13 protein-coding genes are annotated in these 13,871 nt (G+C 64.5%); 6 read left to right on the forward strand and 7 right to left on the reverse strand.

The genetic code is table 11. The annotated features are described in order from the left end of the window. The first annotated feature begins 26 nt into the window (after nucleotides 1-26). The gene (locus H146_RS21300) at nucleotides 27-200 is read left to right on the forward strand and encodes a hypothetical protein (RefSeq protein ID WP_019951141.1); all 174 of its coding nucleotides are present in this window, start codon (nucleotides 27-29) and stop codon (nucleotides 198-200) included. A gap of 192 nt (nucleotides 201-392) precedes the next feature. On the opposite strand, the gene H146_RS0106900 is transcribed toward H146_RS21300, so the two are convergent. Continuing rightward, nucleotides 393-1,160: a cobalt-precorrin-6A reductase gene (locus tag H146_RS0106900; RefSeq protein WP_019951142.1), complete on the reverse strand. Its 768-nt coding sequence runs from the start codon at nucleotides 1,158-1,160 to the stop codon at nucleotides 393-395. Here H146_RS0106900 and cbiE point away from each other — a divergent pair. Together cbiE and cobM are read left to right on the forward strand one after the other, a co-directional pair. Then, nucleotides 1,159-2,508: a precorrin-6y C5,15-methyltransferase (decarboxylating) subunit CbiE gene (gene cbiE / locus H146_RS0106905; protein WP_245558697.1), complete on the forward strand. Its 1,350-nt coding sequence runs from the start codon at nucleotides 1,159-1,161 to the stop codon at nucleotides 2,506-2,508. The two genes, H146_RS0106900 and cbiE, sit on opposite strands and share 2 nt — an antisense overlap. After that, nucleotides 2,505-3,263 (forward strand): precorrin-4 C(11)-methyltransferase, encoded by a 759-nt coding sequence (gene cobM / locus H146_RS0106910; RefSeq protein WP_019951144.1) that lies wholly within the window; start codon nucleotides 2,505-2,507, stop codon nucleotides 3,261-3,263. The genes cbiE and cobM overlap by 4 nt, the downstream gene beginning before the upstream one ends. 144 nt (nucleotides 3,264-3,407) lie before the next feature. On the opposite strand, the gene H146_RS0106915 is transcribed toward cobM, so the two are convergent. The 4 genes from H146_RS0106915 to H146_RS0106930 form a co-directional block, all read right to left on the reverse strand. Next, nucleotides 3,408-4,721 carry a short-chain fatty acid transporter gene (locus H146_RS0106915; RefSeq protein WP_019951145.1) on the reverse strand — a complete coding sequence of 438 codons (1,314 nt, stop codon included), beginning with the start codon at nucleotides 4,719-4,721 and terminating at the stop codon, nucleotides 3,408-3,410. Between the two features lie 248 nt (nucleotides 4,722-4,969). Further along, complete coding sequence (locus tag H146_RS0106920) at nucleotides 4,970-6,151, reverse strand: acetyl-CoA C-acetyltransferase (RefSeq protein WP_019951146.1); 1,182 nt, start codon at nucleotides 6,149-6,151, stop codon at nucleotides 4,970-4,972. After that, nucleotides 6,144-6,791, reverse strand: a complete 648-nt coding sequence (locus H146_RS0106925; RefSeq protein ID WP_019951147.1) for a 3-oxoacid CoA-transferase subunit B — start codon at nucleotides 6,789-6,791, stop codon at nucleotides 6,144-6,146. The genes H146_RS0106920 and H146_RS0106925 overlap by 8 nt, the downstream gene beginning before the upstream one ends. A gap of 1 nt (nucleotide 6,792) precedes the next feature. Continuing rightward, nucleotides 6,793-7,503 (reverse strand): CoA transferase subunit A, encoded by a 711-nt coding sequence (locus H146_RS0106930; RefSeq protein WP_019951148.1) that lies wholly within the window; start codon nucleotides 7,501-7,503, stop codon nucleotides 6,793-6,795. Nucleotides 7,504-7,609: 106 nt separating this feature from the next. On the opposite strand from H146_RS0106930, the gene H146_RS0106935 reads away from it, so the two are divergent. Then, complete coding sequence (locus tag H146_RS0106935; RefSeq protein ID WP_019951149.1) at nucleotides 7,610-8,506, forward strand: LysR family transcriptional regulator; 897 nt, start codon at nucleotides 7,610-7,612, stop codon at nucleotides 8,504-8,506. A gap of 79 nt (nucleotides 8,507-8,585) precedes the next feature. On the opposite strand, the gene H146_RS0106940 is transcribed toward H146_RS0106935, so the two are convergent. Beyond that, nucleotides 8,586-9,278, reverse strand: coding sequence for a glutathione S-transferase family protein (locus tag H146_RS0106940; protein ID WP_033195523.1), 693 nt, complete (start codon nucleotides 9,276-9,278; stop codon nucleotides 8,586-8,588). An 84-nt stretch (nucleotides 9,279-9,362) separates the two neighbouring features. Further along, nucleotides 9,363-10,613, reverse strand: a complete 1,251-nt coding sequence (gene codB, locus H146_RS0106945; protein WP_019951151.1) for a cytosine permease — start codon at nucleotides 10,611-10,613, stop codon at nucleotides 9,363-9,365. Nucleotides 10,614-11,168: 555 nt separating this feature from the next. Between codB and H146_RS0106955 the strand changes: the two genes are divergently transcribed. Both H146_RS0106955 and H146_RS0106960 read left to right on the forward strand, forming a co-directional pair. Beyond that, nucleotides 11,169-13,094: a putative nucleotidyltransferase substrate binding domain-containing protein gene (locus H146_RS0106955; protein WP_019951152.1), complete on the forward strand. Its 1,926-nt coding sequence runs from the start codon at nucleotides 11,169-11,171 to the stop codon at nucleotides 13,092-13,094. Continuing rightward, the gene (locus H146_RS0106960) at nucleotides 13,094-13,849 is read left to right on the forward strand and encodes a 3'-5' exonuclease (protein WP_019951153.1); all 756 of its coding nucleotides are present in this window, start codon (nucleotides 13,094-13,096) and stop codon (nucleotides 13,847-13,849) included. The genes H146_RS0106955 and H146_RS0106960 overlap by 1 nt, the downstream gene beginning before the upstream one ends. Nucleotides 13,850-13,871 lie beyond the last annotated feature (22 nt).

The raw sequence follows: 13,871 nt of genomic DNA on the forward strand, positions 1-13,871 counted from the left end.
TCGACTCTGGCGGGGAGCCACCCGATATGGATCAGCGCATACGCCATCTTGAGCAGGAAGTCAGCATCATTCGTGAAACGATGGCGACACGAGAGGATCTGGCAAAATCGGAAGCCAGTATTATCAAATGGAACGTCGGCACCATCATCGCTGTGGCAGCTTTGGTATTTGCCATCATTCGCCTGACTGGCGGCGCCTGAACCGCCGCCTGTATATCCTGAGGATGTTTCCGGATACGCCCATGACCACCGTGGGCCGAGAGCCGGTTGAAGCAGAGGGCTATCACCGCCAGAAAGGATTCACGGCGCCTTTGTGACAACCTGCTCTCGGGGGCAAAACCCGGTTTTGAAACGCACTTCTGGCCCCTGCTGTTTCGCTATTCCACTTTCCCTTCACAACGACTCGCTTCGACGCAGCCAGGCCAGCACTTTGTAATGGCAATTCTCCCTCGAGCTGTCTATCGCCGGCAGGGCAGGCAGCGGCGGGCGGCGAATCATGATCACTGCCACGCCCAGTTCCCGCGCCGCCTGCAGCTTGGGGGCGGTGGCCGCGCCGCCACTGTGTTTGGTCACCAGCATCTCGATGCGCCGCTCGCGCAGCAGTCGACGCTCGTTTTCAAGGGAGAAAGGGCCACGGGCGATCAGATTGTCCACATGGGGCAGGTCGAGCGGCGGGGCGATGGGGTCGATGCTGCGGATCAGATAGTGATGCCATGGCGCAGTCTCGAACAGCGCCGCCTGCTCGCGTCCGAAGCTGAGCAGCACCCGGCGCGGGGCTTCGCCCAGCAGCGGCGGTGCCTGCTCGGGGCGGTCGCACTCGATCCAGCGATCCCGCGGATGACGCGGCCATTCGGGGCGGAGCAGCTGCATAATCGCCACGCCGGCCTGTGCGGCGGCGGCGGCGGCATTGTGGGCGATGCGCGCCGCGAACGGATGGGTGGCGACGATCAGGGCACCGATGCGCTGGCTGACGAGGTAGTCGGCAAGCCCCGTAGCGCCGCCGAAGCCGCCGCGGCGGGTCGGCACGCCGGCGTCGAGCGGTGACCGGGTGCGTCCGGCCAGCGACAGAATGACGGCGATATCGGGCTGCCGCTGAAGGGCGGTGGCCAGCCGCCGCGCTTCCAGCGTGCCGCCCAGCAGCAGGACGTTGATCGCGGACATGACAGGCTCCGGCGGTGTGGGCCATTACTATAACAGGGCCGCCGGCGGCGGCTGGTATCATGGCGGTAAATATCGGATCGGGAAGCGGGTAATGGAGAGCGAGGAGCGAAGCACAGCGGCCTGGCTGACGCTGGTCGGCATCGGAGAAGATGGCGTGGCCGGATTGGGCGAGGCGGCGCGCGCGGCGGTCGCCGACGCCGAGTTCGTGTTCGGCGGTACGCGCCATCTGGCGTTGGCGACAGCGCTGATCCGTGGCGAGGCGATGGCCTGGCCGTCACCCCTGCATGAGGGCATCGAGCGGCTGCTCACGCTGCGCGGGCGGCGAGTCTGCGTGCTGGCCTCCGGCGACCCCTTTCACTACGGCGTGGGCACGACCCTGGCGGCGCGGATCGACGCCGGCGAGATGCGGGTGCTGCCGGCCTGTTCGAGCTTTGCGCTGGCCTGCGCGCGGCTGGGCTGGGCGCAGCAGACGACCCGGCTGGTGTCGCTGCACGGCCGGGCGTTCTCCGCGCTCAATGCCTCGCTGCACAACGGTGTGCGGCTGCTGGCGCTGACCGACGGCGCCGAATCGCCGCCGCAGATCGCTCGCCTGCTGGCCGCGCGCGGCATGGGCGCCAGCCGGGTAACGGTACTGGAGGCGCTGGGTGGCGACAGTGAACGTCTGAGCCACTTCACTGCCGATGAGCTGAGCGCCACCGAGATGGCCTTTCACGCTCTGAACACGGTGGCGATCGAGGTGGTACAGGGCGGCGGTGATGCGGTCGGTAGCCTCTGCCCCGGCCGGGCCGAGACGCTGTTCGAACACGACGGCCAGATCACCCGTCGCGACGTGCGGGCGATGACGCTGGGGCGACTGTCGCCGCGCCCCGGCGAGCGCCTGTGGGATGTGGGCGCCGGCGCCGGCTCGATAGCCATCGAGTGGTTGCTGAGCGACGAACGCCTGGCGGCGGTGGCGATCGAGCGCGACGCCGAGCGCTGTGCCCGTATCCAACGCAACGCCGAGCGCTTTGGCGTGCCGCGGCTGACGGTGGTCGAGGGCGAAGCGCCGCAGGCGCTGGCGGGGCTCGAGGCGCCGCACGCCATCTTTATCGGCGGCGGGGTGAGCGACATGACGCTGATGGCGCGCTGCTTCGACGCGCTCGCTCCCGGCGGCCGGCTGGTGGCCAATGCGGTGACGCTGGAGAGCGAGCTGGCGCTGGGTGAGTGCCAGCGCCTGCTGGGCGGCGAACTGACCCGCCTGAGTCTCGAACATACGGCACCGCTGGGCGGCATGACCGGCTGGACGCCTTCCCGCACTCTGACCCAGTGGTGCTGGCACAAGCCTCATGATTTCCGGGGTGAGGCATGACGGTGCACTTCATTGGCGCCGGCCCCGGCGCGCCGGATCTGATCACCCTGCGCGGCCAGCGGCTGCTGGCGCGCTGCCCGGTCTGTCTCTACGCCGGTTCGACGGTGCACGCGGCGCTGCTGGAGCACTGTCCGCGCGATGCGCAATGCATCGATACCGCGCCGCTCGATCTCGACGCCATCGAAGCGGCGTATGTCCGCGCTTTCGAGGCGGGGCAGGAGGTGGCGCGGCTGCACTCCGGCGATCTGTCGGTCTACAGCGCGCTGGCCGAGCAGCTGCGCCGACTGCGCGCGCGCGGTATTCCCTTCACCCTGACCCCTGGCGTGCCGGCCTTCTCCGCCGCGGCGGCGGCGCTGGAGCAGGAACTGACGCTGCCGGAAGTCGCCCAAAGCCTGGTGCTGACCCGGCTTTCCGGGCGTGCCTCGAAAATGCCCGACGCCGAGCGGCTGGAGACCTTCGCCACCAGCGGCGCGACGCTGGCGATCCACCTTGCCATTCACCGCCTCGAGGAGATCGTCGCGCGGCTGACGCCCTTTTACGGCGCCGACTGCCCGGTCGCGGTGGTGTGGCGCGCCAGCTGGCCGGAGGAGCGCCTGCTGCGCGGCCGGCTGGGCGATATCGTCGCCCGGCTGGCGGCCGATCCAATCGAACGCAGTGCGCTGGTGCTGGTCGGCCCGGCGCTGGGCGAGGGCGATTTTCGCGACAGCGCCCTCTACGAGCCGGGCTATCAGCGGCGCTTTCGCCACCGGAGTTGAGTGCGGCAGAGCGGCTTGAGCGTTGGCGTCACTGGCCGGATCTCGAGGGCGCCATCGACAAGGGATGCTCCGGCTCGATGCTGCCGATTTTCAATACGGCCTCGCCAACAGGTTATGGCACAGCAGAACTTTCCAGACCGAGCGTTAAAAAAAGCTGAGCCCCAGACTGATGATGACACCGGTCACCACCAGCTGAATCAGACAGAAGCCCATGATATCCCGGGCGTTGAGACCGGCAATGGCAAGCACCGGCAGCGCCCAGAACGGCTGTAGCAGATTGGTCCAGGCGTCTCCCCAGGCAACGCCCATCGCCACTTTCGCAACGTCGGCACCCAACGCCTCGGCTGCCGGCAGCATTACCGGCGCCTGTACGGCCCACTGACCACCGCCGGAGGGCACAAACAGGTTGACAATGCCCGCACTGATGAAGGACCAGAACGGCAGCGTATCGGCATTGGCGATGGAGGCGAATAATTCGGAGAGCGATTCTGCAAGCCCGGAGTGCATCATGATGCCCATAATGCCGGCATAGAAGGGAAACTGGATGATGATGCCGGCGCCGCCCTTGACCGCCTCGTTCAAACTCACTAACAAACTACGTGGGGTGCGATGAAACACGATTGCCAGCGATAAAAACAGGAAGTTGACACTATTAAGATTGAGTCCACCGCCAGCGACAAAAAAATAGTGGGCCAGGTAAAGAAGTCCTGGAATCCCCACCAGCCAGGATAATAGAGTACTGTTTTCGAGCCGCTCAGCAGGGCGCTTTACGTCATTGGAATGGGTGCTGTCTGGTTCGGAAATTTGCGCCGGATCGACATACACACTCGCTTTCTCATCAGGTAGCATCCAGCGATTAACAAGTGGCATGATCACGAAAAGAGACGCTACGATCAGTAGATTATAAACCGAGAAAATCGTTTGAGAGGTCGGGATAATACCAATTTGATTCTCGGTGAAGTGGCCCGGAGTCGCGATGGTAAGGGGGATGGAACCGGACAGGCCACCATGCCATACCACAAAGCCTGAATAGGCACTGGCGATCAAAAGGCGGTAATCAACCCGCACGCGGCGCGCCAATGCCTTGGCAAACAGAGCGCCGATGACCAGACCGAAGCCCCAGTTGATCCAGCTGGCAGTGAGCGACACCAGTGTCACCAGTATAATCGCGCCAGCAGGCGAGCGTGCCAATCCGGCAAGTTGATCGAGCAGGCGCTTGACCGGTGGCGAACTGGCCAGCATGAAACCGGTAATCAGAACCAGTAACATCTGCATGGAAAACGACAGTAATCCCCAGAAGCCATCACCCCAGTAGCGTATGACTGCCAGAGGAGATTGCTGCTCAAACAACATGGCCGCCAGAGCAGCAATGATTGTCAGCAAAAGCACGAAAATATAAGGATCCGGCAAATAACGCTCAACCAGTTTTACTGCGGGGCGCGAGATTTTTTGCAGCATTTTGTCGGTGCTCCTCGAGTTTCTACAAGACGAAGATTAATGAATTTTCCGTGCGGTGATGAGTCCACCATTGTCGAATCTGAATGCTTTGATCCGTAGACCTTTCAGAAGGTCAGCCGTCTCGGGAAACTCCTTTTCCGGCCCACTCTTTATTCCGCCCGGGTCGATCATCCGGGCGGCACCGCTGACCGCTGCAGCGGTTTCCGCGTCAGGCCGAACGCACCACCTGTGCTGCCGGCCAGGTTTTTTCAGGCGCGCTCGACGGCCATGGCGACGCCCTGACCACCGCCGATGCAGAGTGTCGCCAGGCCACGCTGGACCTCGCGGCGCTGCATCTCGTGCAGCAGGGTGACCAGAATCCTCGCACCCGAGGCGCCGATCGGATGGCCCAGTGCGATGGCACCGCCGTTGACGTTGACCCTGTCGGCACGCCAGCCGAGATCGCTGGCCACAGCCAGTGTCTGCGCCGCGAAGGCTTCATTGGCCTCGATCAGATCGAGCTGATCCAGCGACCAGCCGGCGCGCTCCAGACAGCGTCTGGTCGCCGGTACCGGACCCAGCCCCATGACGGCGGGGTCGATGCCTGCGTTCGCGCAGGCGCGGATCGTCGCCAACACCGGCAGGCCGAGTTGGCCTGCGCGTGCGGAACTCATGACCAGCAGCGCGCTGGCGCCGTCGTTGACCGAGGAGGCGTTGCCCGCAGTCACGGTGCCGCTGCTGTCAAAGGCGGGCCGGAGTTGGGCCAGTGATTCGGCGGTCACGCCGTCACGAGGCTGCTCATCGCGGTGCACAATGACATCGTCGCCGCGCCGCCGAGGAACACTGATCGCCGTGATCTCGGCATCGAAGCGCCCTGTGTCGCGAGCCTCGACGGCACGGCGCTGGGATTCGACAGCGTAGGCGTCCTGGGCCTCGCGGCTGATACCGTATTGTCTGGCCAGATTTTCGGCGGTAATGCCCATGTGGTAGTCGTTGAAGGCGTCCCACAGTCCATCAACAATCATGCTGTCGAGCAGTTCGGCGTGACCCATGCGCAGCCCGGTGCGCACTCCGGGTAGCACATGGGGTGCCCTGCTCATGCTCTCCATGCCGCCGGCGACGATGACATCGGCGTCGCCGCAGCGAATCGCCTGAACCGCCAGCTGTACCGCCCTGAGCCCCGAGCCGCACACCTTGTCGACGGTCATGGCCGGTACGCCGTGGGGCAGCCCTGCCTCGATCGATGCCTGACGCGCGGTGTTCTGGCCGAGTCCGGCGCGCAGTACGTGACCCATGATCACTTCGTCGACGCTTGCCGGGTCGATGTTCTCGATCACACGGCGAATCACGGCGGCGCCAAGGCCGGTCGCGGGTATCCCGGCCAGGCTGCCCTGAAAGGTGCCGATGGGTGTGCGCGTGGCGGCAACGATGACCACATCGCGATCAGACATGTGCGCTCTCCCGTTGATCCAGCAGGGCACAACCGGTGGCCTCGCGGATCTCCTGTAGTGTGACTTCAGGCGCCAGTTCGACCAGCGCAAGGCCCGCCTCGGTGACGTCCATTACGCCGAGATCGGTGATGATGCGATCGACCACCCCGACACCGGTCAGTGGCAGGCTGCACGCATCGAGAATCTTGTGCTCGCCCCTGGCGGTATGGCTCATCAGCACCACCACGCGCTGAACCCCGGCGACCAGATCCATGGCGCCGCCCATGCCCTTGACCATCTTGCCGGGAATCATCCAGTTGGCCAGATCGCCGCGTGCGGAGACCTGCATCGCGCCGAGAATGGCCAGATTGATCTTGCCGCCGCGGATCATGGCGAAGGATTCGGCGTTGTCGAAGTAACTCGAGCCGGGCAGGGCGGTGACCGTCTGCTTGCCGGCGTTGATCAGGTCGGGGTCGACAGTCTCCTCGGTGGGAAAGGGACCGATACCGAGCAGGCCGTTTTCCGACTGCAGCCAGACCTCCATGCCCTCGGGAATATAGTTCGCCACCAGGGTGGGCTGGCCGATACCGAGGTTGACGTAGAAACCGTCGCGTAGCTCGCCTGCGGCGCGCTCGGCCATCTGTTCCTTGCTCCAGGCCATGTCAGTTGCCCTCCCGAAGAGTGCGCTTCTCGATGCGTTTTTGCGGATGCGGATTGTGGACGATGCGGTGCACGAAAATACCGGGGAGATGGATGTCGTCGGGATCGAGGGCGCCGGTCTCGACGATCTCCTCGACTTCAGCGACGCAGACCCTGCCTGCCATGGCGGCAAGCGGGTTGAAGTTACGGGCGGTCTTGTTGAAGCGGATGTTACCCGCGCCGTCGGCGACGTGGCCCTTGATCAGGGCGATGTCGACCGGCAGGCCATGCTCCATCACGTAATGTTCGCCATTGAAGGCGCGGATTTCCTTGCCTTCGGCGATCCTGGTGCCGTAACCGGTTCTGGTATAGAAGGCAGCGATGCCGGCCCCGCCGGCGCGCAGGCGTTCGGCCAGCGTGCCCTGGGGGCAGAATTCGAGTTCGAGTTCGCCGGAGAGATACTGACGCTCGAACTCCTTGTTCTCGCCCACGTAGGAGGAGATCATCTTTCTGATCTGACGTGATTCGAGCAGCAGGCCGAGGCCGAAACCGTCGATGCCGGCGTTGTTGCTCGCCACGCTCAGGTTGCGCTTTCCGGTGTCGCGCAGGGCGCTGATCAGCGCCTCGGGAATGCCGCAAAGACCGAAGCCGCCGACGGCGAGTGTCATACCGTCTTCGACCAGGCCGTCAAGTGCAGCCTGTGCGCTTGCGAAATGTTTTCCTCTGCCTGCCATGACGCATCTCCATTGGACCTTGCCTGGACTATGACGCACTGCAGACGATTTATTAAATTTATTTTATCGTTATATTGTTGAGTTTATTTTATCAATAGGGGTGTCAATGACGGTCAAGCAACTGCGCGCTTTCCTCGCCGTGGCGGAGACGCTGGGTTTCGCCCAGGCCTGTGAACGGCTGCATGTTACCCAGTCGGCGCTGAGTCTGGCAGTAAAATCGCTGGAGTCGCAGCTCGGCGGTGCGCTCTTTCTGCGTACCACGCGCCAGGTACGCCTGACGCCGGAAGGGGAGTTGTTGTTGCCGCTGGCGCGTCGGTTGCTGGCCGAATGGGACGATACCGAGGATGCCATGCGTCGGCGTTTTCACCTGCAGCAGGGCCATCTGGCGATCGCCGCCATGCCATCCTTCGCCTCCAACTGCCTACCACCGTTGATCGCTGCCTTTCGCCAGCGTTATCCACACATCAGCGTCACCGTTCACGATGTGATCAACGAGGTGGTGATGGAAATGGTGCTGTCACAGCGAGTCGAGTTCGGTATCGCTTTCGAACCGCTGGCAAGTGAGACCCTGACATTCGAACCGATCTACCGCGATCGCTTCGTCGCGGCGGTACCCGCCGACTCGCCGCTCGCCGGCCAGGCGTCGACGTGCTGGGAGGTGCTGCTCGAATATCCCTTCATCACCCTGCAGCGGCCCTCTCAGGTCCGAGGGATGCTGGAGCGGCACCTGGCACAGCGGGGATTGACCCTGCCGGTCGAATTCGAGAGCCATCAATTGACCACGGTGGGTCAACTGGTCGGCCAGGGGCTGGGTGTGAGCGCCGTACCCGCACTCTGCCGTGGTCAGATGGAGGCGCTGGGAGTGCGCTGCCTGCCGCTCTCGGAACCCGTGATCGAACGTGCGGTGGGAACCCTGAGGCGGGCGGATCAGGGCCTCTCATCGACCGCGAGTGCCTTCCACGCGCTGGTGGCAACTTCAGGCAGAGAGCTTGTATGTGGCTGACGGGCACGAGGAGAGCGCACACTGAATATGCACCTGAAATGCCATCGGCGCGGGCTCTCTATCCATGCCACCGAGCGACCTATGGCATTGACCGACGCCTGTCCTCGATCACCTGGCGGTCGCGAATACAGTCGCGCTCGTGGGGGTCATCGACCCACGGCTCGGCGATACCCGCGGCGATCCACTGCGCCACGGCCGGATGTGCCAGCAGCCGCTCGGCGTAGGCCATCGCCGCGTCGCCGAGCGCCAGACCATAGCCGTGCAGGCGAACGGCCACCGGGGCGTAGAAGGCATCCACGGCGCTGAAGCGCTCACCGGCCAGCCAGGGGCCGCCAAAGCGCGTCAGCCCCTCCTGCCACAGGGCGTCGAGCCGCTGCAGGTCGCGCTCGAGCGCCGTGCTCGGTGTACCGAGGTCGATGCGCAGAGCGCAGTTCATCGAACACTCATCGCGCAGGGCGGCGAAGCCGGCGTGCATTTCGGCGCAGGCCGAGCGCGCCCAGCTGCGCGCGGCCGGATCGGCGGGCCAGATGGCAGGCGCCGATTCGGCGAGGTACTCGACGATGGCCAGCGACTCCCATATCACCTGGTCGCCGTCATGCAGGCAGGGCACCTTCGCGGTGGGTGAAAAGCCGGCAAAGGCGGGCTGAGCGCCACCGCCCTCGAAGGGTACCAGCGTCTCTTCGAAGTCGATCTGCAGGGCCCGCATCAGCACCCAGGGGCGCATCGACCAGGAGGAGTAATTCCTGTTGGCGATAAATAGACGCAATGGCATGGCAAGGCTCCGAGCGGATAAGCAGGGGTCAATAGTGTAACGGCGACAGCCCGGGGCGCTACCCATCAGACAGTCGTCGCGATGCTATTTCGTCTTCATCACGACCGCCCGCCGCGACAGTTTCAGCAGCAGCGCATAGCCCAGCGCGGCGGCCAGCACGCCGGCGACCGGCGGCAGCAGTGGCGATCCCCAGGCCACGGCGGAGCCAAAGGCGTAGGCGGCCAGCCCGTGCCAGTTCCAGGCCGGCAGCTGGCTGTCGGCCAGTGCCGGGTAGCGGCCGCGATGCTTTATCCAGAAGTCGGCCATGATGACGCCGCCAATGGGAGGAATAAAGGTGCCCAGCAGCACCAGAAAGGGGATCAGCAGCTCATACATGCCCGCCACCGCCAGTAGCGTGCCGATCGCCGCGCCGCCCAGCGTCACCGCTCGGCGCCGGTCAGTGCGCAGCAGGTTACAGCCGGCAACGGCGAAGTTGTAGATGGTGTTGTCCTGGGTGGTCCAGATATTGAAAAACAGCATCAGTAGCGCCAGTGCCAGAAAGCCCTGGGCGAGCATCACATCCACGATATCCGCCTGCTGGTAGATCAACGCCCCCATTGCGCCGGTCAGCACCATCAGGCCATTGCCGACGAAGAAGGCCGCCAGGGTGGCGATGACGGCGGCGCGCGGCGAGCGGGCGAAGCGGCTCCAGTTGGTGGCCTGGGTGCCACCGCTGATAAAGGTGCCGATCACCAGCGTTATGGCGGCGGTGACACTCATGTGCTGTTCGGGCGTGCGCGCCAGCAGGCCGTCGATGCCGCCCACTTCGGCCATGCCGGTGGCGAGACTCACCGCGATAAACACCAGCATCAGCGGCACGGCGAAGCGCGACAGCAGCTCGAGGCCGCGATAGCCCACCATGGCGGTCAGTGAGAAGGCGAAACCGAACAGGATCATCAGCGGCATCTGCAGCCACTCGGGCAGGCCGATGATACGCGTCAGCGCAATGGCGATGGTGGCGGTGCCCCAGGCGTACCAGCCGATCTGGGTAAAGCCGAGTATCACGTCGGCGAGGTGGCTGCCTCGTTCGCCAAAGCAGAAGCGCCCCATCAGCACCGTGTTGAGACCGCTTTGACAGGCGATCCAGCCGAGCGCGGCGGCGTAGCTGCCCAGCAGCAGGTTGCCGATCAGTATCACCCCTAACAGCTCGCCGAAGGGAAAGGCGGTACCCAGGCTGCCGCCGGCCCACATGGTGGCGGTGAAAAGGGTAAAACCCAGCAGCACCAGCGAGCTGGAGAGCAGGCCGCGGCGCTGGCTGGCGGGCACTTCGGCCAATGGATAGTCGCCCTGTTGCATTTTTGGTTCTCCGGCGAAGGCGGGAATGAAGGTTCGGTGATTTGATGAGCAAGCCTTGTGCCACTTCGAGCGGCAGGTAACGGCGGTTGCGGTGCCTTCCCGCAGCACTGGTTAGGGTCGAAATGGGTGCATCGCCAGCCGGGAGGGCTCTAAAAGGGTGCGCCGAGAGCAGGTTCGTTGTTACCGAGCGGTGGTTGAATGCAAAAGTTGAATGCAAAAAAGCCCCGCCTGAGAGGATGCGAGGTTTTAAAAACGCCTCCTGCCACCGGGCACGATCAGGCGAGATCGAAATGCGCGATCAGCAGGTCGGCGAGGAAGTCGGCCTGCCAGTCGCTGTCGTTGCGCTCGGGATTCGACATGCCCTGCTCTCCGTGGCTGAAGGGTGGCTACTTTACAAACCACATGATTGCGCGAAACTTTTACTCTCAGCAGCACACTTTGGTCTTGTTTCGACCAAAGAGGGGTAGAGCCTGAATGCGGTCACGCAGGACTGGTCAGCGGGCGCTGTAATGCGCATCATGACGGCGAATGGAACGACAGCAGGGACGGTAGTCGATGGACATCGAGCAGCTGGAGATTCGCCAGCATATGGGGCATTTCGCCCCCTTTGAATACCTCGGCGATGAGCAGCTGGATCGCGTTGCCGGCGCGGTCGAGGTCGGCTATTACCGCGCCGGCAGCGATATCCTGGCGCTCGATCAGGAGATCAACGAGCTGTGCTATATCCGCAGCGGCGCCGTCGAGGTGTCGCGCCGCGGGGGGCAGCTGTTCGACCGGCTGGTGGAGGGGGATGTCTTCGGCGCCTCGGATCTGATGCGCAACCGCCGGGTGCGCTTTCCGGTGCGGGCGCTGGAGGACAGCCTGATCTACTTCGTGCCCGCCGAGCTGTTCGAGGCGCTGCGCGGCGAAAACGACGACTTCGCTGATTTCGTCGAGACCGGTGGGGTACGTCTCAAGGCCACCGTCGATCAGCACCAGCACGACAACCGCACCGGCACCACCCGCGTGCGGCGGCTGATTCGCCGCCGCCCGGTAATGGTCGATGCCGACACGCCGATGCGCGAAGTGGCACGACGCATGCGCGATGAAAACGTGACCTGCGTTTTGGTGATCGACAACGGCGGTGACCACGACACCGACAACAGTCCGTGCCACTTCGCGACCGATGATGGCGTGGTGCACCGGCTGGATGGCATCGTCACCGACCGTGATTGCTGTACCCGGGTGCTGGCGGACGATCTCGACGGCACAGTGCCGGTTGCCAAGGTGATGACCACGCAACTGGTCACGGCCCGCTCCGAGGAGTCGGTGCACGAGGCGATGCTGGCCATGCTCAACCACAACATCAAGCACCTGCCGATTCTGCACAAGCGTCGTCCCATCGGGGTGCTGCATCTGGGTGATATCATGCGCCATGAAACCCGCAGCAGCCTCTATCTGGTCAATACCATCTTCAATCAGCCGGGCCTGGCCGGGCTGATACGCTTGAGCGGTGATGTCACGGCGGCGTTCACGCGGCTGGTGGACGAAGGCGCCGACGCCACCATGGTCGGCTGCACCATGGCGGCGATCTGCAAAAGTTTCGCCCGTCGGCTGCTGGAGCTGGGCGAGGCCGAGCTGGGGCCGCCGCCGGTGCCCTACAGTTTCATGGTGCTGGGTTCCACCGCGCGCGACGAGCAGACCGTGTTCGCCGACCAGGACCACGCCATGGTGCTCGATGACAGCTTCGATCCCGAGCAGCACGACGCGTACTTCCTGGCGCTGGCGCGATTTGTCAGCGACGGCCTGGCGGCCTGCGGCTATCCGCTGTGCAAGGGCGATGTGATGGCCACCAACCGGCGCTGGCGTCAGCCGCTGTCGGTGTGGCAGCGCTATTTTCGTGACTGGATCGAGGATCCCGATCCGGAGTCGCTGCTCAACAGCGCCATCTTTTTCGATCTCGGCCACGTCCACGGCGAGGCGCACAGAATCGAGGCACTGCAGGCGCTGATCGTCGAGCTGGCGCCGCGCAATCCGCGCTTTCTGGCCGCCATGGCGCGCAATGCGCTCAATCGTACGCCACCGATCGGGCTGTTTCGCACCTTCATTCTGGAAAAGGATGGCCAGCAGAACGATGCCATCAATCTCAAGCGCCGGGGGACCGCGCCGCTGGTCGATCTGGTGCGCGTCCACGCCCTGGCCTGCGGCTCCTCCTCCTCCAGCACGCTGCGGCGGCTGGAGGACATTGCCCGCACTCAGCTGCTGCCCGAAGGGGTCAATGACCGCCTGCGTTACGCCTTCGAGTACATCTCCATGGTGCGCATCCGCCACCAGGCGCTGGCCATCGAGCAGGGCGAGGAGGCGGATAACCGACTGCGTCCCGCCAACGTCTCCAGCCGCGAGCGCCATCATCTCAAGGACGCTTTCGAGGTGCTCAGCCACGCCCAGAAGTTCCTCAAGTTCCGCTATCCGATGCCGAGCAGTTCGGGGCGGCGACGTTGATGCGCGACTGGCCGCAGCGATTGCAGAAGCATTACCGGCGCTGGCAGTGGTACCGGCGGGGTCGACTGGTCTCCGAGTGGCCGGACTATCTCGCCGCGCGCCACAATAATTGCGGCGATGAGCGCCTGTCGCGCTACTTTGGCGCCGGGACGTTCGACCCGCGTACGCCAATGGAAGAGGTGCCGCTGGTGGCGCTGGATTTCGAAACCACCGGGCTCGATCCGGGTCGCCACAGCATCGTCAGCGTGGGGATTCAACCCTTCAGCATGCGCCGTATTCCCGTTGCCCAGGGTTACTACCGGGTGGTCAGGCCGCGTCGCGCGCTGAGCAGCAGCTCGGTGGTGCACCATCGCCTGACACACAGTGCGCTGGCCGAGGCGCCGCGCTTTGACGAAGTGATCGGCGAGGTGCTCGAACGGCTCGCCGGCCGGCTGGTGGTGGTGCACTACACCCGCATTGAGCGCGAATTTCTCGATGCCGCGGCGCGCCACTACCTGGGCGAGCCGCTGCTGTTTCCATTGATCGATACCATGGCGATCGAGGCTTACCTGCACCGCCGGCCGGCCTGGTATCAGCGCCTGCGCGGTCGCCGTCCGGCGTCGCTGCGACTGCATCCAAGCCGCGAACGCTATGGCCTGCCGGCCTACCAGGCCCACCACGCGCTCACCGACGCGCTGGCCACCGCCGAACTGCTGCAGGCGCAGATGGCCTGGCACTATGACCCGGATACGCCGGTCGGTGCGCTCTGGGAGTAGCCGGCCACCCGACGCCACTTTG

Source organism: Kushneria aurantia DSM 21353, assembly GCF_000382245.1.
In the GTDB taxonomy this organism is placed as follows: Bacteria; Pseudomonadota; Gammaproteobacteria; order Pseudomonadales; family Halomonadaceae; genus Kushneria; species Kushneria aurantia.

What these genes read in the sequence shown, in the direction of transcription:
- H146_RS21300 (WP_019951141.1), top strand. Translation starts at nt 27, where the DNA reads ATGGATCAGCGCATACGCCATCTTGAGCAGGAAGTCAGCATCATTCGT.
- cbiE (WP_245558697.1), top strand. Translation starts at nt 1,159, where the DNA reads ATGACAGGCTCCGGCGGTGTGGGCCATTACTATAACAGGGCCGCCGGC.
- H146_RS0106900 (WP_019951142.1), bottom strand. Translation starts at nt 1,160, where the DNA reads ATGTCCGCGATCAACGTCCTGCTGCTGGGCGGCACGCTGGAAGCGCGG.
- cobM (WP_019951144.1), top strand. Translation starts at nt 2,505, where the DNA reads ATGACGGTGCACTTCATTGGCGCCGGCCCCGGCGCGCCGGATCTGATC.
- H146_RS0106915 (WP_019951145.1), bottom strand. Translation starts at nt 4,721, where the DNA reads ATGCTGCAAAAAATCTCGCGCCCCGCAGTAAAACTGGTTGAGCGTTAT.
- H146_RS0106920 (WP_019951146.1), bottom strand. Translation starts at nt 6,151, where the DNA reads ATGTCTGATCGCGATGTGGTCATCGTTGCCGCCACGCGCACACCCATC.
- H146_RS0106925 (WP_019951147.1), bottom strand. Translation starts at nt 6,791, where the DNA reads ATGGCCTGGAGCAAGGAACAGATGGCCGAGCGCGCCGCAGGCGAGCTA.
- H146_RS0106930 (WP_019951148.1), bottom strand. Translation starts at nt 7,503, where the DNA reads ATGGCAGGCAGAGGAAAACATTTCGCAAGCGCACAGGCTGCACTTGAC.
- H146_RS0106935 (WP_019951149.1), top strand. Translation starts at nt 7,610, where the DNA reads ATGACGGTCAAGCAACTGCGCGCTTTCCTCGCCGTGGCGGAGACGCTG.
- H146_RS0106940 (WP_033195523.1), bottom strand. Translation starts at nt 9,278, where the DNA reads ATGCCATTGCGTCTATTTATCGCCAACAGGAATTACTCCTCCTGGTCG.
- codB (WP_019951151.1), bottom strand. Translation starts at nt 10,613, where the DNA reads ATGCAACAGGGCGACTATCCATTGGCCGAAGTGCCCGCCAGCCAGCGC.
- H146_RS0106955 (WP_019951152.1), top strand. Translation starts at nt 11,169, where the DNA reads ATGGACATCGAGCAGCTGGAGATTCGCCAGCATATGGGGCATTTCGCC.
- H146_RS0106960 (WP_019951153.1), top strand. Translation starts at nt 13,094, where the DNA reads ATGCGCGACTGGCCGCAGCGATTGCAGAAGCATTACCGGCGCTGGCAG.